Origin of the sequence: Marinobacterium ramblicola (genome assembly GCF_019084545.1) — a bacterium.
Taxonomy (GTDB): Bacteria; Pseudomonadota; Gammaproteobacteria; order Pseudomonadales; family Balneatricaceae; genus Marinobacterium_D; species Marinobacterium_D ramblicola.
In genome coordinates this window covers 40,294-56,366 of record NZ_JAHREP010000009.1, presented here as the reverse complement: position 1 = coordinate 56,366, position 16,073 = coordinate 40,294, and the positions used below count along the sequence as shown (strand labels likewise).

General features: G+C 59.0%; 15 protein-coding genes and 1 pseudogene. 7 read left to right on the top strand and 9 right to left on the bottom strand.

The features are described 5' to 3' along the window. Positions 1-2 precede the first annotated feature (2 nt). Positions 3-158: a urate hydroxylase PuuD gene (locus tag KQ940_RS08600; protein WP_217413049.1), complete on the top strand. Its 156-nt coding sequence runs from the start codon at positions 3-5 to the stop codon at positions 156-158. 242 nt (positions 159-400) lie between these two features. Here KQ940_RS08600 and KQ940_RS08595 read toward each other — a convergent pair whose 3' ends face one another. The 3 genes from KQ940_RS08595 to KQ940_RS08585 form a co-directional block, all read right to left on the bottom strand. Further along, a complete protein-coding gene (locus KQ940_RS08595) occupies positions 401-937 on the bottom strand; it encodes a nucleoside 2-deoxyribosyltransferase (RefSeq protein ID WP_217413047.1) in 537 nt (178 codons plus the stop codon). After that, complete coding sequence (locus tag KQ940_RS08590; protein ID WP_217413046.1) at positions 934-1,584, bottom strand: TetR/AcrR family transcriptional regulator; 651 nt, start codon at positions 1,582-1,584, stop codon at positions 934-936. Before KQ940_RS08590 ends, KQ940_RS08595 begins: the two co-directional genes overlap by 4 nt. A gap of 137 nt (positions 1,585-1,721) precedes the next feature. Beyond that, positions 1,722-3,092 carry a nucleobase:cation symporter-2 family protein gene (locus KQ940_RS08585; protein WP_217413045.1) on the bottom strand — a complete coding sequence of 457 codons (1,371 nt, stop codon included), beginning with the start codon at positions 3,090-3,092 and terminating at the stop codon, positions 1,722-1,724. 556 nt (positions 3,093-3,648) lie between these two features. Between KQ940_RS08585 and KQ940_RS08580 the strand changes: the two genes are divergently transcribed. Both KQ940_RS08580 and KQ940_RS08575 read left to right on the top strand, forming a co-directional pair. Continuing rightward, complete coding sequence (locus KQ940_RS08580) at positions 3,649-5,244, top strand: DNA recombination protein RmuC (protein ID WP_217413044.1); 1,596 nt, start codon at positions 3,649-3,651, stop codon at positions 5,242-5,244. A 53-nt stretch (positions 5,245-5,297) separates the two neighbouring features. Continuing rightward, on the top strand, positions 5,298-5,804 hold the full coding sequence (locus KQ940_RS08575) for a hypothetical protein (protein WP_217413042.1): 507 nt from the start codon (positions 5,298-5,300) through the stop codon (positions 5,802-5,804). Positions 5,805-5,812: 8 nt separating this feature from the next. On the opposite strand, the gene KQ940_RS08570 is transcribed toward KQ940_RS08575, so the two are convergent. Next, entirely contained in the window at positions 5,813-7,009 is a 1,197-nt protein-coding gene (locus KQ940_RS08570) for a GAK system CofD-like protein (RefSeq protein WP_217413041.1), read from the bottom strand. A gap of 105 nt (positions 7,010-7,114) precedes the next feature. Then, entirely contained in the window at positions 7,115-9,403 is a 2,289-nt protein-coding gene (locus KQ940_RS08565) for an ATP-dependent DNA helicase (protein WP_217413040.1), read from the bottom strand. Between the two features lie 351 nt (positions 9,404-9,754). On the opposite strand from KQ940_RS08565, the gene KQ940_RS08560 reads away from it, so the two are divergent. Together KQ940_RS08560 and KQ940_RS08555 are read left to right on the top strand one after the other, a co-directional pair. Beyond that, a complete protein-coding gene (locus tag KQ940_RS08560; RefSeq protein WP_217413039.1) occupies positions 9,755-10,198 on the top strand; it encodes a hypothetical protein in 444 nt (147 codons plus the stop codon). Further along, positions 10,198-11,499: a type II toxin-antitoxin system HipA family toxin gene (locus KQ940_RS08555; protein WP_217413037.1), complete on the top strand. Its 1,302-nt coding sequence runs from the start codon at positions 10,198-10,200 to the stop codon at positions 11,497-11,499. Before KQ940_RS08560 ends, KQ940_RS08555 begins: the two co-directional genes overlap by 1 nt. Before the next feature lie 39 nt (positions 11,500-11,538). Here KQ940_RS08555 and KQ940_RS08550 read toward each other — a convergent pair whose 3' ends face one another. The 4 genes from KQ940_RS08550 to KQ940_RS08535 all read right to left on the bottom strand — a co-directional run bounded on the left by KQ940_RS08550 (position 11,539) and on the right by KQ940_RS08535 (position 14,880). Beyond that, the gene (locus tag KQ940_RS08550) at positions 11,539-11,772 is read right to left on the bottom strand and encodes a hypothetical protein (RefSeq protein ID WP_217413036.1); all 234 of its coding nucleotides are present in this window, start codon (positions 11,770-11,772) and stop codon (positions 11,539-11,541) included. A 218-nt stretch (positions 11,773-11,990) separates the two neighbouring features. Beyond that, positions 11,991-13,118, bottom strand: a complete 1,128-nt coding sequence (locus KQ940_RS08545; RefSeq protein WP_217413035.1) for a DnaJ C-terminal domain-containing protein — start codon at positions 13,116-13,118, stop codon at positions 11,991-11,993. 3 nt (positions 13,119-13,121) lie between these two features. Beyond that, positions 13,122-13,727 carry an Hsp70 family protein gene (locus KQ940_RS08540; RefSeq protein WP_217413034.1) on the bottom strand — a complete coding sequence of 202 codons (606 nt, stop codon included), beginning with the start codon at positions 13,725-13,727 and terminating at the stop codon, positions 13,122-13,124. Continuing rightward, positions 13,714-14,880, bottom strand: coding sequence for an Hsp70 family protein (locus KQ940_RS08535; protein ID WP_217413032.1), 1,167 nt, complete (start codon positions 14,878-14,880; stop codon positions 13,714-13,716). The genes KQ940_RS08540 and KQ940_RS08535 overlap by 14 nt, the downstream gene beginning before the upstream one ends. Positions 14,881-14,957: 77 nt before the next feature. Between KQ940_RS08535 and KQ940_RS08530 the strand changes: the two genes are divergently transcribed. Together KQ940_RS08530 and KQ940_RS08525 are read left to right on the top strand one after the other, a co-directional pair. Beyond that, the gene (locus KQ940_RS08530) at positions 14,958-15,107 is read left to right on the top strand and encodes an archease (RefSeq protein ID WP_217413030.1); all 150 of its coding nucleotides are present in this window, start codon (positions 14,958-14,960) and stop codon (positions 15,105-15,107) included. Positions 15,108-15,127: 20 nt separating this feature from the next. Next, positions 15,128-16,053, top strand: a pseudogene (locus KQ940_RS08525) (RtcB family protein). Positions 16,054-16,073: the final 20 nt, after the last annotated feature.

Here is a 16,073-nt window from a genome sequence, read left to right as displayed (position 1 = left end):
CGATGCCCAAACACCTGCACTGGTTCAAGTGGGAGGCTTACTCGACCTGGATCACCGGTGCACTGCTGCTGACGCTGCCGGTGCTGTTCATCATGCTCAGCAACCACTACCCGATCACCTACGGTCATCAGTACGGCTGGCTGATCCTGAAGCGGTAGCACTGGTACAGCAACGCTGCGCCACCTGTCACAGTGCGACCCCAAGCGATGAGGCGTTTACCCTGGCGCCCTCCGGCGTTACCTTCGACAGCGAGGATCAGATCAGACGCCTGCTCGACCCTATCGAGGCGCGGGCGGTGCTGACTCACGACATGCCGTTTCCGAACAAGACCGGTATGACGGAGGAGGAGCGGGCCAAACTGGGCGAGTGGATCGCGCGGCAGCGCCAACAGCGATAACGATCAGCGGCTCGCGATACGCTCGATCAGAGCCCGGAATGCGCGCAGGTGGTCTGCCATGGCACGAGGATCGCCACTCTGGCGTAACAGCTCGCCGCCACTCGCTTCGATGGCACCGACCAGCATCAGGTTATCGGCCATGGCGAACGCCTCCACCTGCTGATCTTCGCTATCCCATCCCGGCATGATCTGGTCGACGCGATCACCGTAGTCACGAATATCCAGCGTATAACCCCAGACCGGCTTGCCCTGCGCGCGCATATAGCCGATCTCGAACGCGGTACCGCCATCCAGGCCGGGTCCCCGAAACGGGGTCATATTGGCCAGGATCAGGTCGCAGCGGTTCATCAGTTCAATATCGGCGCTGTAGATCGCCATACCGGACTGAAACGGACTCAGGCCGGAGAGGTCGACTTTGGCATCCAGCGGAAACAGTCCTTCGTAGCCGTACTCGGCGCAGATCGCCGCCTTGGCCTGACCAAGCTCCCTGGCATCGCGTCGAAACACATCGGGCCCGGCCAGATAGATCTTCAGGCTCATTTGGCGATACCGCATCCCTTGAGGATAATATGGGTGAGGGTGTCGATGGCTTCCTGGTACACCTGATCGTCCAGCTCCTCCTTGCCCAGTGCAGCCTTTATCTGCACCGCGAAATCGGCGTAGTGCTGGGTGGAAGACCAGAGCAGGAATATCAGGTGCTCAGGACTGACTTCCGGATCGATCTTGCCCTGCTCAGCCCAGGCACGAAATACCTCAATTCGGCCCTTGAACCAGAGGTTGTAGTCCTCGTGGAAGTACTCCTTCATATTCGGCGCCCCGTTGACCAGTTCGGTGGCGAAAATCCGCGAGGCCAGCGGGTTTTCCGCGGAGAAGCGTATCTTGCTGGCGATATAGTGGGTCAACACTTCATAGGGATCGTCATCGGGGGTGATCACATTCAGCGTGCTATCCCAGAGTGCGATGATGTCGCTGATCACCGCCATGTACAGGCCAAGCTTGTTCTTGAAGTAGTAGTGAATATTGGCCTTGGGGAGTCCTGCGCGCTGTGCGATATCGTTCATGCTCGCGCCCTTGAATCCTGCAGCGGCGAACTCGATCTCGGCGGCTCTGAGGATGATCGATTCGTTCTTCTGACGAATGCGCCCCGCCGGCCGGCTGGTTGTTTCGGCATCGATTTTAAACAGCATCTAGTACTCGCTCCGCAAAGCCCATTTTGCACACAGTATAGGAGCACATTCTGAGGTGTGTTCTCCCACGGACAGTGGGGCATTATACGCAAAATGACCACTCTCACATGGCCATTTTGGTTATGAGCTTATGCCTCTTAGCTCTGTTGTTCTCCTGCCTCCGGCGGTAGCGCCGTGCGCGGTTCAGGTAAAAAGAGCGTCAGCAGTATCGCGGCAAGACCGCCGCTGGTAATGGCGGAGCCAAAGATGTTCTGCACCAGCGTCGGCATTTTCGACAGTGGCTCTGGCGCCAGGATAACGCCAAGACCGAGTCCGAAGGAGACCGCCATGATCAGCATTTTTCGCCGGTCAAGCTGCTCCGTGGCCAGAATCTTTATCCCTGCAGCGGCTACGGTGCCGAACATCACAAGCGTTGCGCCACCCAACACCGGCTTGGGTATCAACTGCAGGACGGCGCCGATAATCGGGAACAGACCCAACAGCGCCAGCATCGCGCCGATGTAGTAACCCACGTAGCGGCTGGCAACGCCGGTTAGTTGAATCACGCCGTTGTTCTGGCTGAAGGTGGTATTGGGGAAGGTATTGAAGATCGCCGCAAGCGCCGAGTTCAGCCCGTCACCGAGCACCCCGCCGCGAATACGTGCCAGATAAACCGGTCCTTTCACCGGCTGCCTGGAGACGATGGAGTTGGCGGTGAGATCGCCGGTGGACTCTATTGCGGTGATCAGGTAGATCAACGCGATCGGCAGGAAGGCGGCCCAATCAAAGTCGAATCCATACTTGAAGGGGGTCGGAATACTGATTAGCGGTGCGCTGATATTACCGAAGCTGACCTTGCCCAGCATGATGGCAACCATGAACCCGACACTAAGCCCGATAATGATCGAAGATAGCCGCAGCCAGGGATTGTTGGCGCGATTGAGCACGATGATTGTCAGTAGCACGCCAAGTCCAAGCGCCAAATTGGTCCCGCTGCCGAAATCATCAGCGCCGACGCCGCCAGCCAGATCGGTCATGCCGACCTTGATCAGGCTGATACCGATAATGGTGATGACGATACCGGTCACCAGCGGGGTGATCACATGCTGGAGCTTATGGATGAACTGGCTGAGGAGCACCTCGATGAACGCACCGAGGAAACAGACCCCAAAGATTAGCGACAGCATCTCTTCCGGGCCTCCGCCTTTGGCCTTGGCAATAAAGCCCGCCGCCAGTACCGAGCTTAGAAATGCGAAGCTGGTGCCCTGCACGCAGATCAAGCCAGCCCCGACCCCGAAGGGTCTGCGCGCCTGGATAAAGGTGCCGACGCCGGATACCACCAGCGACATGCTGATCAGATAGGGCACCTCGGAACCGAGCCCAAGTACACCGCCGATGATCAGCGTCGGTGTGATAATGCCGACGAAGCTGGCAAGCACATGCTGAAGTGCCGCGAATGTGGCCTCGACGGGGCCCGGTCTGGCATCGAGAGGGTAAAGCAGCTCTGAGTCTGTAGAGTCAGCCGACATGTCTCTATATTTCCTTGCGGTCGAAGTCATTGCAGCACCGGGTTATTACCTGCCGTCATATCAATCAACTTTAGTAGGCCGTTTGAATTGGTCCACTGGGTCCGGCAGCACATCGGCGGCATCGATAGAGTTGTGTTGGATAGAGCAAATACTTGACCAATTAGTCATATCAAATCATCTGCTTTCATCATTAACAATTTATTCAATTACTTATTACACTACTTTAAAGTTATAAATAATAATAAAAATGGATAAATGCCACGCCCTGTAGCACTCAAAGCCGTACCCGAATGCTCCAAAGCGGAGCAGACGGGTACATTTAAACCAGCCAGCCATACTGTTAATACATATTACGTATCATGTATATCTAACCCAAAGCTTGCCACCTATGGTGGTTCGCTACTTTCCAGGCCCAGGCTGCTTGCCGGCAATCCAGCTCAAAAATCGGCGCATGACAGCGATATCTATCAGCCAGCCATATGGAGCCCGGGTGTCGCTCCAGGTTTAACTGCACTATGATTTGCGCCTTGTTGTGGCAAACCAAGGATGCTGATTGATGTCGAGTGACTCTATTCTCCTGCTGGCTATCGCTGTGCCGGTGACCTTCCTGCTGGCCTGGGTGCTGGCTAGCCTGCGCGGTCAGCGCCTCGTGCATACGGAATCTGCCCGCGCCGATGCCGCCACCACCGAAGCAGCGCGACTTCAGCAGGAGCTGGAGATCCTGCGCGCCAGTTATGAACGCGGCCGAGAAGAGCTTTCCGGCCTGCGCATCGAAAAGGAGCGGCTAGAGACCCGTCTTGAGCATATCGAGGAGCAGGGTGTCGAGGTGCGCAGTCAGTACGCCCAGCAGCGTGAGCGGCTCGAACAGCTGGGGAGTGAGCTGCAGCAGAGCAGGTCGGAGCTGGCGGCAGCTGTCGAACGGCGCGATCAGCTCAATGAGCGCCTGATCGAACGGCAGCAGCGCCTACAGTATGCAGAGCAGCTGGTCGATACCCTGCGCACCGAGCATGCGGAGCTGGAGTCGGCGCATACGGAACTGCGCACGACCTTGGCGCAGAAGCAGGAGCATTTTGAGGCCCAGCTTAAGCAACTTGAGCAGAGTCGCGAGCTGCTTAAGAAAGAGTTCGAGGTGCTAGCCAGCGAGATTCTTGAGCGCAAGGGCAAGGCGTTTACCGAGCTGAACCAGACCAGCCTGAGCAATCTTCTGAACCCAATCCATAATGAAATGAAGGGGTTTAAGGAGAAAGTTGAACGCATACATGAGCAGGAGACCGCGCAGCGGATCCAGCTTAAGACCGAACTGGAGAACCTGCAGAAGCTCAATCGCGATATCACTGATCAGGCGCACAAGCTCACCACCGCTCTGCAAGGGCAGAAAAAGATGCAGGGCAACTGGGGTGAGTTGATGCTGGAAAACGTGCTGGAAAAGTCGGGCCTGAGAGCGGGCGAGGATTACCAGCGTGAGGTCAGTATCAATACCGAGGAGGGGCGCCAGCGCCCCGATGCGGTTATCTACCTGCCGCAGAACAAGCACCTGATCATCGATGCGAAAACCTCGCTGATGGCCTACACCCGCTACGTCAACGCCGAGGATGACAACGAGCGCATTGCCGCGCTTGCTGAACATACCCAAGCGGTGCGGGACCGCATCAACGAACTGGCCGATCGCGACTACTACCGCCTGCCGGGGCTCAACTCGCCGGAGATCGTGATCATGTTCATCCCGATCGAATCCGCTTATGTGGAAGCACTGAAGTATGACGACACCCTGTACCAGCGCGCCATTGAGCGGCATGTGCTGGTGGCGACCCCCACGACACTGCTGACCAGCTTGAACATTGTGCGCCAGCTTTGGCGCTTCGAGGACCAGAGCAAGCATACCGCTGAGCTGGCGGACCGGGCAGACAAGTTCTATCGCAAGCTCAACGCCTTTCTCACCAGCATGCTCGATGTGGGCAAGAAGCTTGATCTGGCGCGCGGTAGCTACGATAAAGCGCTGGGCCAGCTGGCCGACGGTCGCGGCAACCTGATCAAGCAGGCGGCGGAGTTCAAAGATCTCGGCGTCGCCGTACAGAAGGAGCTACCGCCAGAGCTGGTCGAGCGCGCCCAACTGGAGCTGGATCGCAACTCAGCATCAGCTGAACAGGAGTAGGGGGAGCGAGGTTCGCTCACAGCCCATCTAATGCAAGGACCTATACTGTAAGCATGGTAAACATTGGCGCATTTACGTTTCAGTTTGATCAGGTGGAGGATCGTATCCGCCTGGTAGGCAACCTGGATAATGGACAGCAGCGCATCGACTTCTGGCTAACACGCCGTTTGGCAAAACTGCTGCTCGATGGCGGCAACGAGCTGGTGCAGAAGACCTCTCGCCGTGTCAGCGAGAGTCCGTCGGAGTTCAAGGATGCAACTGCGCAGTTCGAACATGAGCAGGCCAAAGCTGTGCTGGACGCCAGCAACCATCCGGTCCCCACTGGCAGGGGAACGGAAGCGAAGCTGCTGCACCGTGTGGATTTCAGCTTCAAAGGCGGGCGCTACCGTTTGCGACTGTATACGCATGACAACCCGGAGACGGTCGCTGCGGTGAGTGTGCTGACCTACGCAGAACTGCATCAGATCCTTCATTTGATCCACACCGGCTGCGAAATCCTGAAATGGGATATCGCCGAGCCGTTTTCGGCCTTTGCCGGGAGTGCGGCCCGTCTGCAGTAACGCGCCGGTCAACGACTGAGGGAGAGCAGGGCGGCCACCAGGCGTTCATTGTCGTAGTAGCCGTCGGCTGAACTGTGGATCAGGTCAAGATCGATCACCTGAATGCCCAGAGAGTCCAGCAGCGGATAAGGGATGCCGCCAGGATACTGTCCTGACGCGCTGTCGACGATAATAAAATTGAGCAGGTCGCTTACCTGCAGGTTTTCTACATCGTCACGCTTCAGGTAGTCGACCAAGGTGGTGATGCTATCTGCCAGCGTCATACCCAGCTGTTCCGGATCCGAACCCTGGTTGGGGATAAAGACCTTGGGGCAGTCGTTGCGGGATATGGAGCGCCCGACTCCATCCGGCAGCAGGTTGGCGATCAAACTTGAGTAGAAGCTGCCCTGCGGGTAGCAGATCAGATCCGCCTCCTCGATCAAATCGCGATTGCGTCCGCGCACTTGGACTGTTGCTTCCGTCGGGTCGGTTGCCGAGTTGCACAGGCCGAGAGTCCGAATGGGCGCGGCTAGCCGTGGCATCTCCTTACCTGTGAGTCGGTGCTGCCCCACAACTAGGCTGTCATCCTCCAACACGGCCCTAAGGTGAAGATCGTCATCGACGATTGCACGTACCGTCCCCTGTACATTCACCAGTTTGGAGAACAGAAAAAGAATCGGCTCCAGATCCCGGTGATTATTGATATAACCTCCAGCCAGAATCAGGTTGCCGATACTGGCGCCGGACAGATCAAAATCCTCCGGCATCGCGTCGAGAAAATAGCCAAGGTTATTGCAGATCAAACGCCGCATTGGGTTCAGTATCGCCGCGACCAGTGGATCCTTGCCCGCGACCATCTGTTGCAGTCGGTCAAGCAGTCTGTCGCGCGGTTGATCTATCGGCAGGCGATAGGTGAACAGCCCGGATATCTCCGGATGACCAAGCACGGTCTCATCCGCCAATGCCATCAAACGGCTGCGCAGATCGCCTATTGCCGGCATGGCGAAAGCGGCGCGCAGCTTGGCGGAGCTGCCGCCTGAATCAAATGGCGTAACCAGGTGGATGGAGTTGTGGGTGTAGTTCTTCAGGGTTCGGGACAGACCGGTAAGCGCCGAGCCGCCACTGAAGAAGAGCACGCGCGGCCCGAGCTCCGGAATCTTGCGGCAGCGGCTGACGACAAGCGGGTCCGGAATGCTCAGACTACGGGTTACGCGTACTTTTGCCATTGAGCCAGTCCTTCACCTTTCTCGCTTTTTATAAAAGTCTAATGGCAAAAACCTTTTTTACACAACAGGTTATCAATTTGTTCCGCGTTGCAGGCGAAGATCCGGTCAGGGCTCAGACCACCAACTGGGTAACAGGCGTCGTATCTCGGGTTTGCCGAAGCGATCATCGATCAAGCGGATCACGCCCCGATCCTCAGATGTCCGGATTAACCGTCCGGCTGCCTGTATGACCTTGCGCAGACCGGGATAGAGATAGGTATACGCATAGCCATCGCCGAAACGGCACTGCAGTCGCTGGGCTAACTCCTCATGAAACTCGTCGTTGGGCGGCAGTCCCAGGGTCGCGATAAATACGCCGACCAGCGCATCGCCGGGCAGATCGATCCCTTCCGAGAAAGCGCCGCCCAGCACCGCAAAACCCACCACGCCCCGGTCTCGACGAAAACGCTCAATAAATGCCAGCCGCTCCTGTTCGCTCATGCCGGGAGTCTGCAGGGCCGTGGGGATATCGGGGTTCTGTTGGCTAAAACGGCTATAGAGTTGGTCCAGGTAGGCGAAGCTGCTCAGGTAGATCAGGTAGTTTCCCGGCTCGGCGCGATACTGCTGCTCGATGCTCCGCGTGATCGGGGTGATCGAACCAGTTCGGTCCCTGAAGCGGGTACTGACAGGGAGCGTCCTCAGATCCAGCTGTGATGGCGAAAACGGACTGGACACCGATTGCCAATAGGTCTGGTCGGGCAACCCCAGCAGATCCTGATAATAACGGCCGGGACTGAGCGTGGCGGAGAACAAGACCGAGGCCCTGGCCTGAGAAAAGCGATTCGCCAGGAAATCCGCGGGTATCAGATTTCGCAGTGCCAGGGTGGCGCTGGGGCTCCGTCTTTCACCACGCCCCCTGCTTGGCGTAACGCTCAGCGTACACAGCGAATGGTCACCGAACTGCTCCGCCAGCTTCATGAATCCGATGATGTCGAACAGCACGGCCTGTAGCTCGAGCACCACCGGGTACTCGGTCATATAGTCGGTGAGATCGGCCACCAGCCGCTGCAAGCTACCATTCAACTCCGTGGGCACACTGGACAACTGACGCTGCACGGACTCCTCGGCGGATAGCGCCTCGGCGTCAAAATGCACGTCGATCAGCTTACGCCATGCCCTCTGCATCGAACGAAACGCCTTTTTTAGACTCTCGGGAGCATCGCGTCCCGCCTGCTGTATAGCCGCTTGGTTGAGCTGTGTCGAATACATGGAGCGGGCACGGTCGATCAGGTTATGTGCTTCGTCGATCAGCGGGACGACCTGCCATTCGTTCTGCCGGGTCAGACCGTACAGCAATGCCTGCTGATCGAAATAGTGATTGACGTCACCGACCACCAAGTCCGACCAGCGCGCCATCTCCTGTGCCAGATAGTAGGGGCATATCCTATGCTCCGCGGCCAGAGCTCGGAGTTGTTCTCGATCGAGCCAGAGCGCATCGGCAGCGGCCTGACGCGCCGCGGGCAGACGGTCAAAGAAACCCTCGGCCAGCGGACAGGACTCACCGTGACAGGCTTTGTCGGGGTGCTCGCAGGCCTTGTCGCGGGCGGTAAGCTCAAGAATGCGCAAGGGCTGGGGAGATTCCGCCTCGGGCGACAGAAGTTTCAGGCTGTCCAGGATCAATTGTCGCCCGGTGGTGCGCGCCGTGAGCAGGAATAGCCGGTCTATCTCACGCCGAGGCATTGCCGCCAAGGCGGGAAAGACGACTCCCAGGGTCTTGCCGATACCGGTAGGCGCTTCCAGCAGTAGCGAGCGAGAGGTGCAGACGCTTTTGTACACCGTTTCGCTTAGCTGTCGCTGGTGGGGCCGGAATGCCGGATAGGGAAAGACCAGCGCCATCAGCGATTGATCACGGCGCCGACGGTGCTGCTGCTCCTGCTCATGCCAGTCGCGATAGCGGGTGCAGAGGGTCTCCAGAAAATCGTGCAGTGTCTCACGACCCAGAATCTCCTCGAACGGACTCTCCTGATCGCGCGTCAGGTCGTAATAGATCAGCCTGAGCCTGACCCGGGGAAGGTTATCACGCAGGCACAGTAGTGCACCGTAGACCTTAAGCTGCGCCCAATGCAGCTCACGCTGGCCGACGCCGACTCGGGAGAGGTCCCCGCGATGGGTTTTGATCTCCTCCAACAGCGGTTCGGAATCGCCATGCTGATAGCCATCGGCACGACCTCGCAGCAAAATTCCCTGACACTCGCCCTCGAGCAGGTATTCGGGTTGATAGCCCTCGCCACGCCGCGCCTGAAGCGTCTTGTGTCCGCGGATCCCCTCATCGGCCGTGGGCGAGGGCGTGTGCTTGTATTCCAGGCTGCCGGTGCGGGCGGCAAACTCACAAAGCGACCGGACAGCGACCTTCATTTCGAAATTTCCTTCCAGCTAACCAACCGTTCGCGTAATACATCTTGTATCCAGAGGCTACGACGATAATACAGCAGACATCTGTTGGCGAACGCACTCAAGACTTTAAGAGAAGAGCGACTGGCGCATTCGAGACCGGCTGAAAGCCGCATCGGAAAGGCCACACGATGGGCTGACGTAGTTTAACGCCAAATCCGAATTTTAATAGGCATTATATTACCCTTTTTATTTTATTATTAACTTAATAGGGTAATATTCTGCCTATAAACAAAACCTGCTCTTGCTATAAATTAGGTAACATACTACCCTGTATTTCATATTTCGTGACTTTTTGGGTAGGAAATTACTCATATGACACAAATTACAGCCGCCATGTCGGATGCCGCTGTCTCGGAAGCGCTATTCCAGCGCCTGGAGGCGCGCCGCAAAGCCCGGAAGATCAGCCAAAAACAGTTTGCCGAAGAGTATCTGGCCGTAAACGTCAAAACCTATCGGACGCTGCGCGAGGGGCGCTGCACCATGAGTGTATTTCTATCTGCGATACGCCAGCTTGGCCTGATCGACAATCTGAACCTGCTGGTGCCGGAACAAAGCGTCAGACCCACCGATATACTCAAGCCCAAGAAGCAGTCGCGCAGCAAACCTAATACCTCTGTTGGCGCCAGCGCACAAGCCAACCCCGCCACAGCGTCTGGGCAGGCGAGCATAACGCCCAAGACCAAGGCTGGATCGGTGAGCGACAGACTGGCGCAGCGCAAGAAGCTGAAATCGCAGCACGACATGGAGGATCGCTGATGGTCGCCAAAGCATGCCGGGTCGAGTTCGACGGCATCCCGGTCGGGACACTGGCGTATACCGACGCTTCCGCCTTTGCCAGCTTCGAGTATGACCACGAGTGGATCGCCGAAGGTTTTTCCATCTCCCCTTTGCATATGCCGCTAACAGCGGAGGTCTTTCATTTCCCGGCGATTCCGTTCGAGACCTTCAAAGGGCTGCCCGCGGCCTTTTCGGACTCGCTTCCGGATGACTTCGGCAACGCGCTGATCGACGCCTGGCTTGCCCGCGCCGGTCAGGACAAAGCCAACTTCAGCGCCATCGATCGGCTGCTCTATACCGGCACCCGCGGCATGGGGGCGCTGGAGTACCAGAACGAGATCAACCCGTTCAACAATCCCGAGGGCGATCTGCACTTGGTTGAGCTGATCGAGCTGGCTCAGAAAGTCCTGAACGACAGGGAAGAGGTAGAGATCCGCTCAGAGGATCAAAATGCCATGCAGCAACTCCTGCTGGTGGGCACCTCGGCAGGGGGCGCACGGCCCAAGGCGATTATCGCAGTCAACAGGGATCGCACTCGTATTCTGTCAGGGCAGGTCGCGGCACCCGAGGGCTTTGAACACTACCTGCTCAAGTTCGACGGCATATCCGAACATCACAAGGACAAGCAAACCTTCGGTGACCCCAAAGGCTACGGACTGATGGAGTACACCTATTACAGGATGGCGACCGAATGCGGCATCGAGATGATGCCCTGCGAGCTGCTTCAGGAGAATGGCCGGGCGCACTTCATGACCAAGCGCTTCGATCGCGAAGAGAATCAGAAATACCACACGCTAACGCTGTGCGGGATGGTCCATGCCGATTTCAAGAAACCGGCCCATTACAGCTATGAAGAGCTGCTGATGGTGGCGCGACAGCTGAATCTAACCACCAGAGAGCAGATCCAGATCTTCAAGCGCATGGTATTCAACGTTATCGCCCGCAACCAGGATGACCACACCAAAAACACCACCTTCATCGTCGATGACAACCTGGAGTGGCGTCTGGCCCCGGCGTACGATATCGCCTTTTCCTACCGGCCCGACTCGCCCAGGGTTGGCCGGCACCAGATGACGATCAACGGTAAAAGTGACGGATTTCTGCGAGGCGATCTGCTCAAGGTGGCCAGCCTGATCCCCGGTATGACCGAACACAAAGCCAACACCCAGATCGACGAGATCAAAGCCGTTGTAATGGGCTGGCGGGAGAGGGCGGATGAGATCGGCGTCTTCCCGGAGTTGCGCGATCATATCCAGGACCATTTGCGGTTACACATCTGAACCGCCGCCACCCGATGGCCCGAGGCCTGACAGCGCCGGTCAAAGCCCATGTTCGTGGATGAATGCGTTCAGGCTATCGTAATCCCAGGGCTCGCCATCGGGCCGCAAATGACCATGCTCGTTGAGCTTGTCCACCATCACCTTCAAATTATCACCCTTCTTGCGCAACCCTCGGACGAAATGCAGCGCCTCGTCGATCTTGCCCACTAACACCGGATCCTGCGCCGAATCCTCGCCCTTGCGCTTCACCACAACCTTGATCGACTTGCTCATGCCGTTATCCCTGTGTTGAACCTATGGTGCATTCATCATGGCGCGCAATAGGGCGGTCGCGCAACAGCACGTCATCTAATAGACGGCTTCAAGACGAGAAATAGATAGGCATTCAAATTCACCTTACCAAGAAACTGGCAGGCCAGTTAAATTAGGAGGGCTCTGATATCTCGTCGACATTGAGTGACATGCTCTCATTACAAAGAAAGAACTCAGCACTAAGCCTTACGCACCCCCCTCAGCTGTTCATACAACCGCTTCTCCTCATCGCTGATCTTCTCCGGTATGCGCAGCGTCAGGCGCAGGTTCAGATCGCCGCGGCCGTAGCCGCCGAACTTGACCAGGCCCTTGCCCTTAACGCGCAGCACTTCGTCGGCCTGGGTGCCGGGCGGTATTTTGACATCCACCTTGCCCTCCAACGTATCGATGCGCAGGGTGGTGCCGAGTACGGCGTCGGGGATGTCGAGTTGCACCGTATGCCAGAGATCGGCGCCGTGGCGCACGAAGCGCGGGTCGGCGGCGGTGCGGACGATGACGTAGAGGTCGCCCGGTTCGCCGCCGGCCTCGTCGCTGGGCAGGCCGTGGCCACGGATTCGCAGGGCCATCCCTTCGTCGGCACCGGGCGGGATGGTGACCTTGAGCTTGTCATCCTTCTGAATCCGGCCGCTGCCCTTGCAGCTGTGGCAGGGGTGGTCGATGAACTCGCCGCGGCCGTGGCACACCGGGCAGGTGGTGATCTGTTGCACTTGTACCGTGCCCTGGCCCTGCTTCTGTTGGCGGCTCTGCACCTGACGCCCGCTGCCGCCGCAGGCTTCACACTTGCGCGGTGCGGTGCCCGGTTCTGCGCCGCTGCCCTTGCAACCGGGGCACTGCATCGGGCGCTGGAAGTGGACGATCTCCTCGCTGCCGGAATTGATCTTTTCCAGAGGTACGGCCAGTTGTACCTGGATGTCACGACCGCGACTGGGGCGTGCATGCTGGCCTCGGTGATGGAATAGGTCGCCGAACAGGCCGCCACCCAACCCGCCGAGCCCGCCCAGGCCGCCGAAATCGAAACCGGAGTCGCCGAAGATATCGGACAGGTCGATGCCTGAGAACAGATCCTCGGCGGAGAAGCCCTCGACACCGGCGAAGCCGTGGGCGTCGTATTCGTTGCGCTTCTGCGGGTCGGAGAGGATGGCGTAGGCTTCGGCGATCTGCTTGAACTTCTCCTCCGCTTCCGGCGCCTTGTTGCGGTCCGGGTGGTACTTCATCGCCAGCTTGCGGAAGGCGCTCTTGATCGCCTTGAGGTCGGCGTCACGGGGGACGCCCAGTACTTCGTAGTAGTCTTGTTGCGCTCCGGCCATGGATTATTCGCTCTCCTTATAGTCGGCATCGACAACCCGCCCGCCGGGGCCTGCGCCCGTAGGCTTGGCATCGCCGCCGGCGTCGCTGGTGTCAGGGGTGGGGTGTGGACGTCTTTGCGGGCCGGGCTGACCCTGCTGGTAAAGTTGAGTCGCAGCGTCGGAAACCAGCTTCTGCAGCGTTTCGCGTCGCTCGTCGGCCAGTTGCGCGTCCTTTTTCTCCACCGCTTCGCGGGTCTGCTGTAGGGCCGCTTTAACGTTATCGCGCGTATCGGTGGCCAGCTTGTCTCCGGCAACGGCCAGTAGCTTTTCCGCCTGGTAGCAGAGGGTGTCGGCGGCGTTCAGTTGGTCAGCATCGGCGCGCCGTTTGGCATCGGCCTCGGCAAAGCGCTTGGCCTCGTCGATCATACGTTGCTTGTCGGATTCGGAAAGGCGGGTGGAACCGCTGATGCGGATCGACCGGGAGCGCTTGGTGGCCTGGTCGAGCGCGGTGACATTGAGGATGCCGCTGGCATCGATATCGAAGGTGACGTCGATCTTCGGGATGCCGCGTGGCGCCGGTGGCAGGCCGTTGAGGGAGAACTCACCGAGACTGGCGTTATCGCGTGACATCGACCAGCACCAGATCCTTGATCTCGCCACCGAGCACACCGGCTTGGATCGCCGCGCCGCAGGCCACGCACTCCATCGGATCGACACCCGATTCCGCCTTGCGGCTGAAGATCCCCTCGAAGAACTGGCGTACCACCGGCATCCGGGTCGGGCCGCCGACGAAGACCAGACGGTCGATCTGCTGGGCCGTAAGCTTGGCGTCGTGCAGCGCCTGCTCGATGGGCGGGCGGCAGCGCTCAATCACCTCCCGCACCTGGCGCTCCAGTTCGCTGCGGGTGAGCGCTATCTCCAGGTGTTGCGGCTGGCCATTTGCGGCGGTGAGGTAGGGCAGGTGGATCTGCGTTGTGGTACTGCTGGAGAGTTCGATCTTGGCGATCTCAGCGGCCTCGCGCAGGCGCGCCATGGCGATGCTGTCCTGATGCACGTCGATACCCTTGGCGTTACGGAAGCGCTCTGCCAGGTACTCCACCAGCCGCTGGTCCATATCGGTGCCGCCCAGTTGCGTATCGCCGCTGGTGGCGCGCACCTCGAACACGCCGTTGCCGAACTCCATGATGGTCACATCCAGGGTGCCGCCGCCGAAGTCGATGACGGCGATGCGCAGCTCCTCTCTGACGCGATCCAGCCCGTAGGCCAACGAGGCTGCGGTGGGCTCATTGACCAGGCGTATCACCTCCAGACCGGCGATACGACAGGCATCCTTGGTGGCACTGCGCTGGTTGTCATCGAAATAGGCGGGGACGGTGACCACGGCACGATGCACTGTCTCGCCGAGAAACGCCTCGGAATCGCGCTTGATCTTCTGCAGCAGGAAGGCGGACAGCTGCTCCGGCGTGAAGCGCTGATTGCGTAATTGGATCGTCTCACGCTGCCCCATACGACGCTTGAACGCGGTGGCGGTACCCTCGGGATTGAGCGTCGCCTGACGCCGGGCCGACTCACCAATCAATGTCTCGCCGTCGGACGTGACCGCGACGTAGCTCGGGAACGCCTTGCCGCCGAGGCTGATCCCCTCGGCGCTGGGAATGATAACCGGGCGACCACCACGCAGCACGGCCGCCGCCGAGTTGGATGTACCGAGGTCGATACCGATAACCGCCATGACCGCCTTCTCCCGCCTTAAATAGCCGCCAATAAACCAGAGTATAGGCACTCAGGATCGCCTTGCTGCGTGGCAGCGGAAATTGCCTAAACTTAGTGCGGGAATGAAAATTTTGGGAGAGTCTCAGCGTGTGGTCGTTGTTTCATCATGGCGCGGATATCGGTGTGCGCGGCGAGGGTTCCAGCATCGAGCGAGCGTTCGAGCAGACGGCGATGGCGCTGACCGCGGTGATTACAGACCCCGAGCGCGTGCGTTGTCGACGTTTAGCGAGTCTATGAAAAGGTAGGTGGGATGGGGTATGGATCCGGCCAGTTTCACCCGGGTATCGGATTATGAATGGCGCATCGAACGCTTTGGCAAGATGCGCGTACCGGGCATCATCTACGCCAGCGAGGCACTTATCGGCGAGATGGATGAAAAGGTACGCGAGCAGGTAACCAATGTGGCCTGCCTGCCCGGAATCGTCAAAGCCTCCTATGCCATGCCGGATGCACACTGGGGCTATGGGTTTGCCATCGGAGGCGTGGCGGCATTCGACGCCGATGAGGGCGGTGTGGTTTCCGCCGGCGGCGTCGGCTTCGATATATCCTGCGAGGTGCGCTGCCTGCGCACCGGGCTGAAAACGCCCACCATCCAACCGCTGAAGATCCGCTTGGCCGAGCGCCTGTTCCACCGTGTCCCGGTCGGCGTCGGCAGCCATGGCCGGGTCCATCTCGACAATCGTGGCATGAATGCGATGCTCTCCGGCGGCGCGCCATGGGCGGTAGAGCAGGGCTGGGGCGAGGCTCGCGATATCGACGGCCTCAAGCGGCGACTGTTCGTGCATCGCAAGGGCGCCACTCATGCGTTCGGCCCCGGCCATCCTGATCTGCCCGAACCGTTACGTGCACTCGGCCAGCCGGTGCTGATCGGCGGCTCCATGGGAACGGCATCTCATGTGCTGGCGGGTATCGAGGGCTCGGACGCGCTGGCGTTCTCATCCGCCTGCCATGGCGCCGGCCGCGCCCAGAGCCGACGTCAGGCGAGCAAACGCTGGAATGGTCATGAGGTGATCGAACGCCTCTACGCGCGCGGCATCGTGGTGCGCAGCCCCTCGGCCCGCGGCGTCGCGGAAGAGGCCCCGGGGGCCTAAAGAATGTGGATGCGGTGGTCGATGCTGCGGCGGCCGCCGGGTTGGTGCGCAAGGTGGCACGACTGGAACCACTGGTCTGTATCAAAGGCTAACAATCATGAGGTAGAAAATC

What these genes read in the sequence shown, in the direction of transcription:
- KQ940_RS08545 (WP_217413035.1), bottom strand. Translation starts at nt 13,118, where the DNA reads ATGGCCGGAGCGCAACAAGACTACTACGAAGTACTGGGCGTCCCCCGT.
- KQ940_RS08555 (WP_217413037.1), top strand. Translation starts at nt 10,198, where the DNA reads ATGGTCGCCAAAGCATGCCGGGTCGAGTTCGACGGCATCCCGGTCGGG.
- KQ940_RS08580 (WP_217413044.1), top strand. Translation starts at nt 3,649, where the DNA reads ATGTCGAGTGACTCTATTCTCCTGCTGGCTATCGCTGTGCCGGTGACC.
- KQ940_RS08575 (WP_217413042.1), top strand. Translation starts at nt 5,298, where the DNA reads ATGGTAAACATTGGCGCATTTACGTTTCAGTTTGATCAGGTGGAGGAT.
- KQ940_RS08600 (WP_217413049.1), top strand. Translation starts at nt 3, where the DNA reads ATGCCCAAACACCTGCACTGGTTCAAGTGGGAGGCTTACTCGACCTGG.
- KQ940_RS08550 (WP_217413036.1), bottom strand. Translation starts at nt 11,772, where the DNA reads ATGAGCAAGTCGATCAAGGTTGTGGTGAAGCGCAAGGGCGAGGATTCG.
- KQ940_RS08560 (WP_217413039.1), top strand. Translation starts at nt 9,755, where the DNA reads ATGACACAAATTACAGCCGCCATGTCGGATGCCGCTGTCTCGGAAGCG.
- KQ940_RS08565 (WP_217413040.1), bottom strand. Translation starts at nt 9,403, where the DNA reads ATGAAGGTCGCTGTCCGGTCGCTTTGTGAGTTTGCCGCCCGCACCGGC.
- KQ940_RS08590 (WP_217413046.1), bottom strand. Translation starts at nt 1,584, where the DNA reads ATGCTGTTTAAAATCGATGCCGAAACAACCAGCCGGCCGGCGGGGCGC.
- KQ940_RS08540 (WP_217413034.1), bottom strand. Translation starts at nt 13,727, where the DNA reads ATGTCACGCGATAACGCCAGTCTCGGTGAGTTCTCCCTCAACGGCCTG.
- KQ940_RS08595 (WP_217413047.1), bottom strand. Translation starts at nt 937, where the DNA reads ATGAGCCTGAAGATCTATCTGGCCGGGCCCGATGTGTTTCGACGCGAT.
- KQ940_RS08570 (WP_217413041.1), bottom strand. Translation starts at nt 7,009, where the DNA reads ATGGCAAAAGTACGCGTAACCCGTAGTCTGAGCATTCCGGACCCGCTT.
- KQ940_RS08585 (WP_217413045.1), bottom strand. Translation starts at nt 3,092, where the DNA reads ATGTCGGCTGACTCTACAGACTCAGAGCTGCTTTACCCTCTCGATGCC.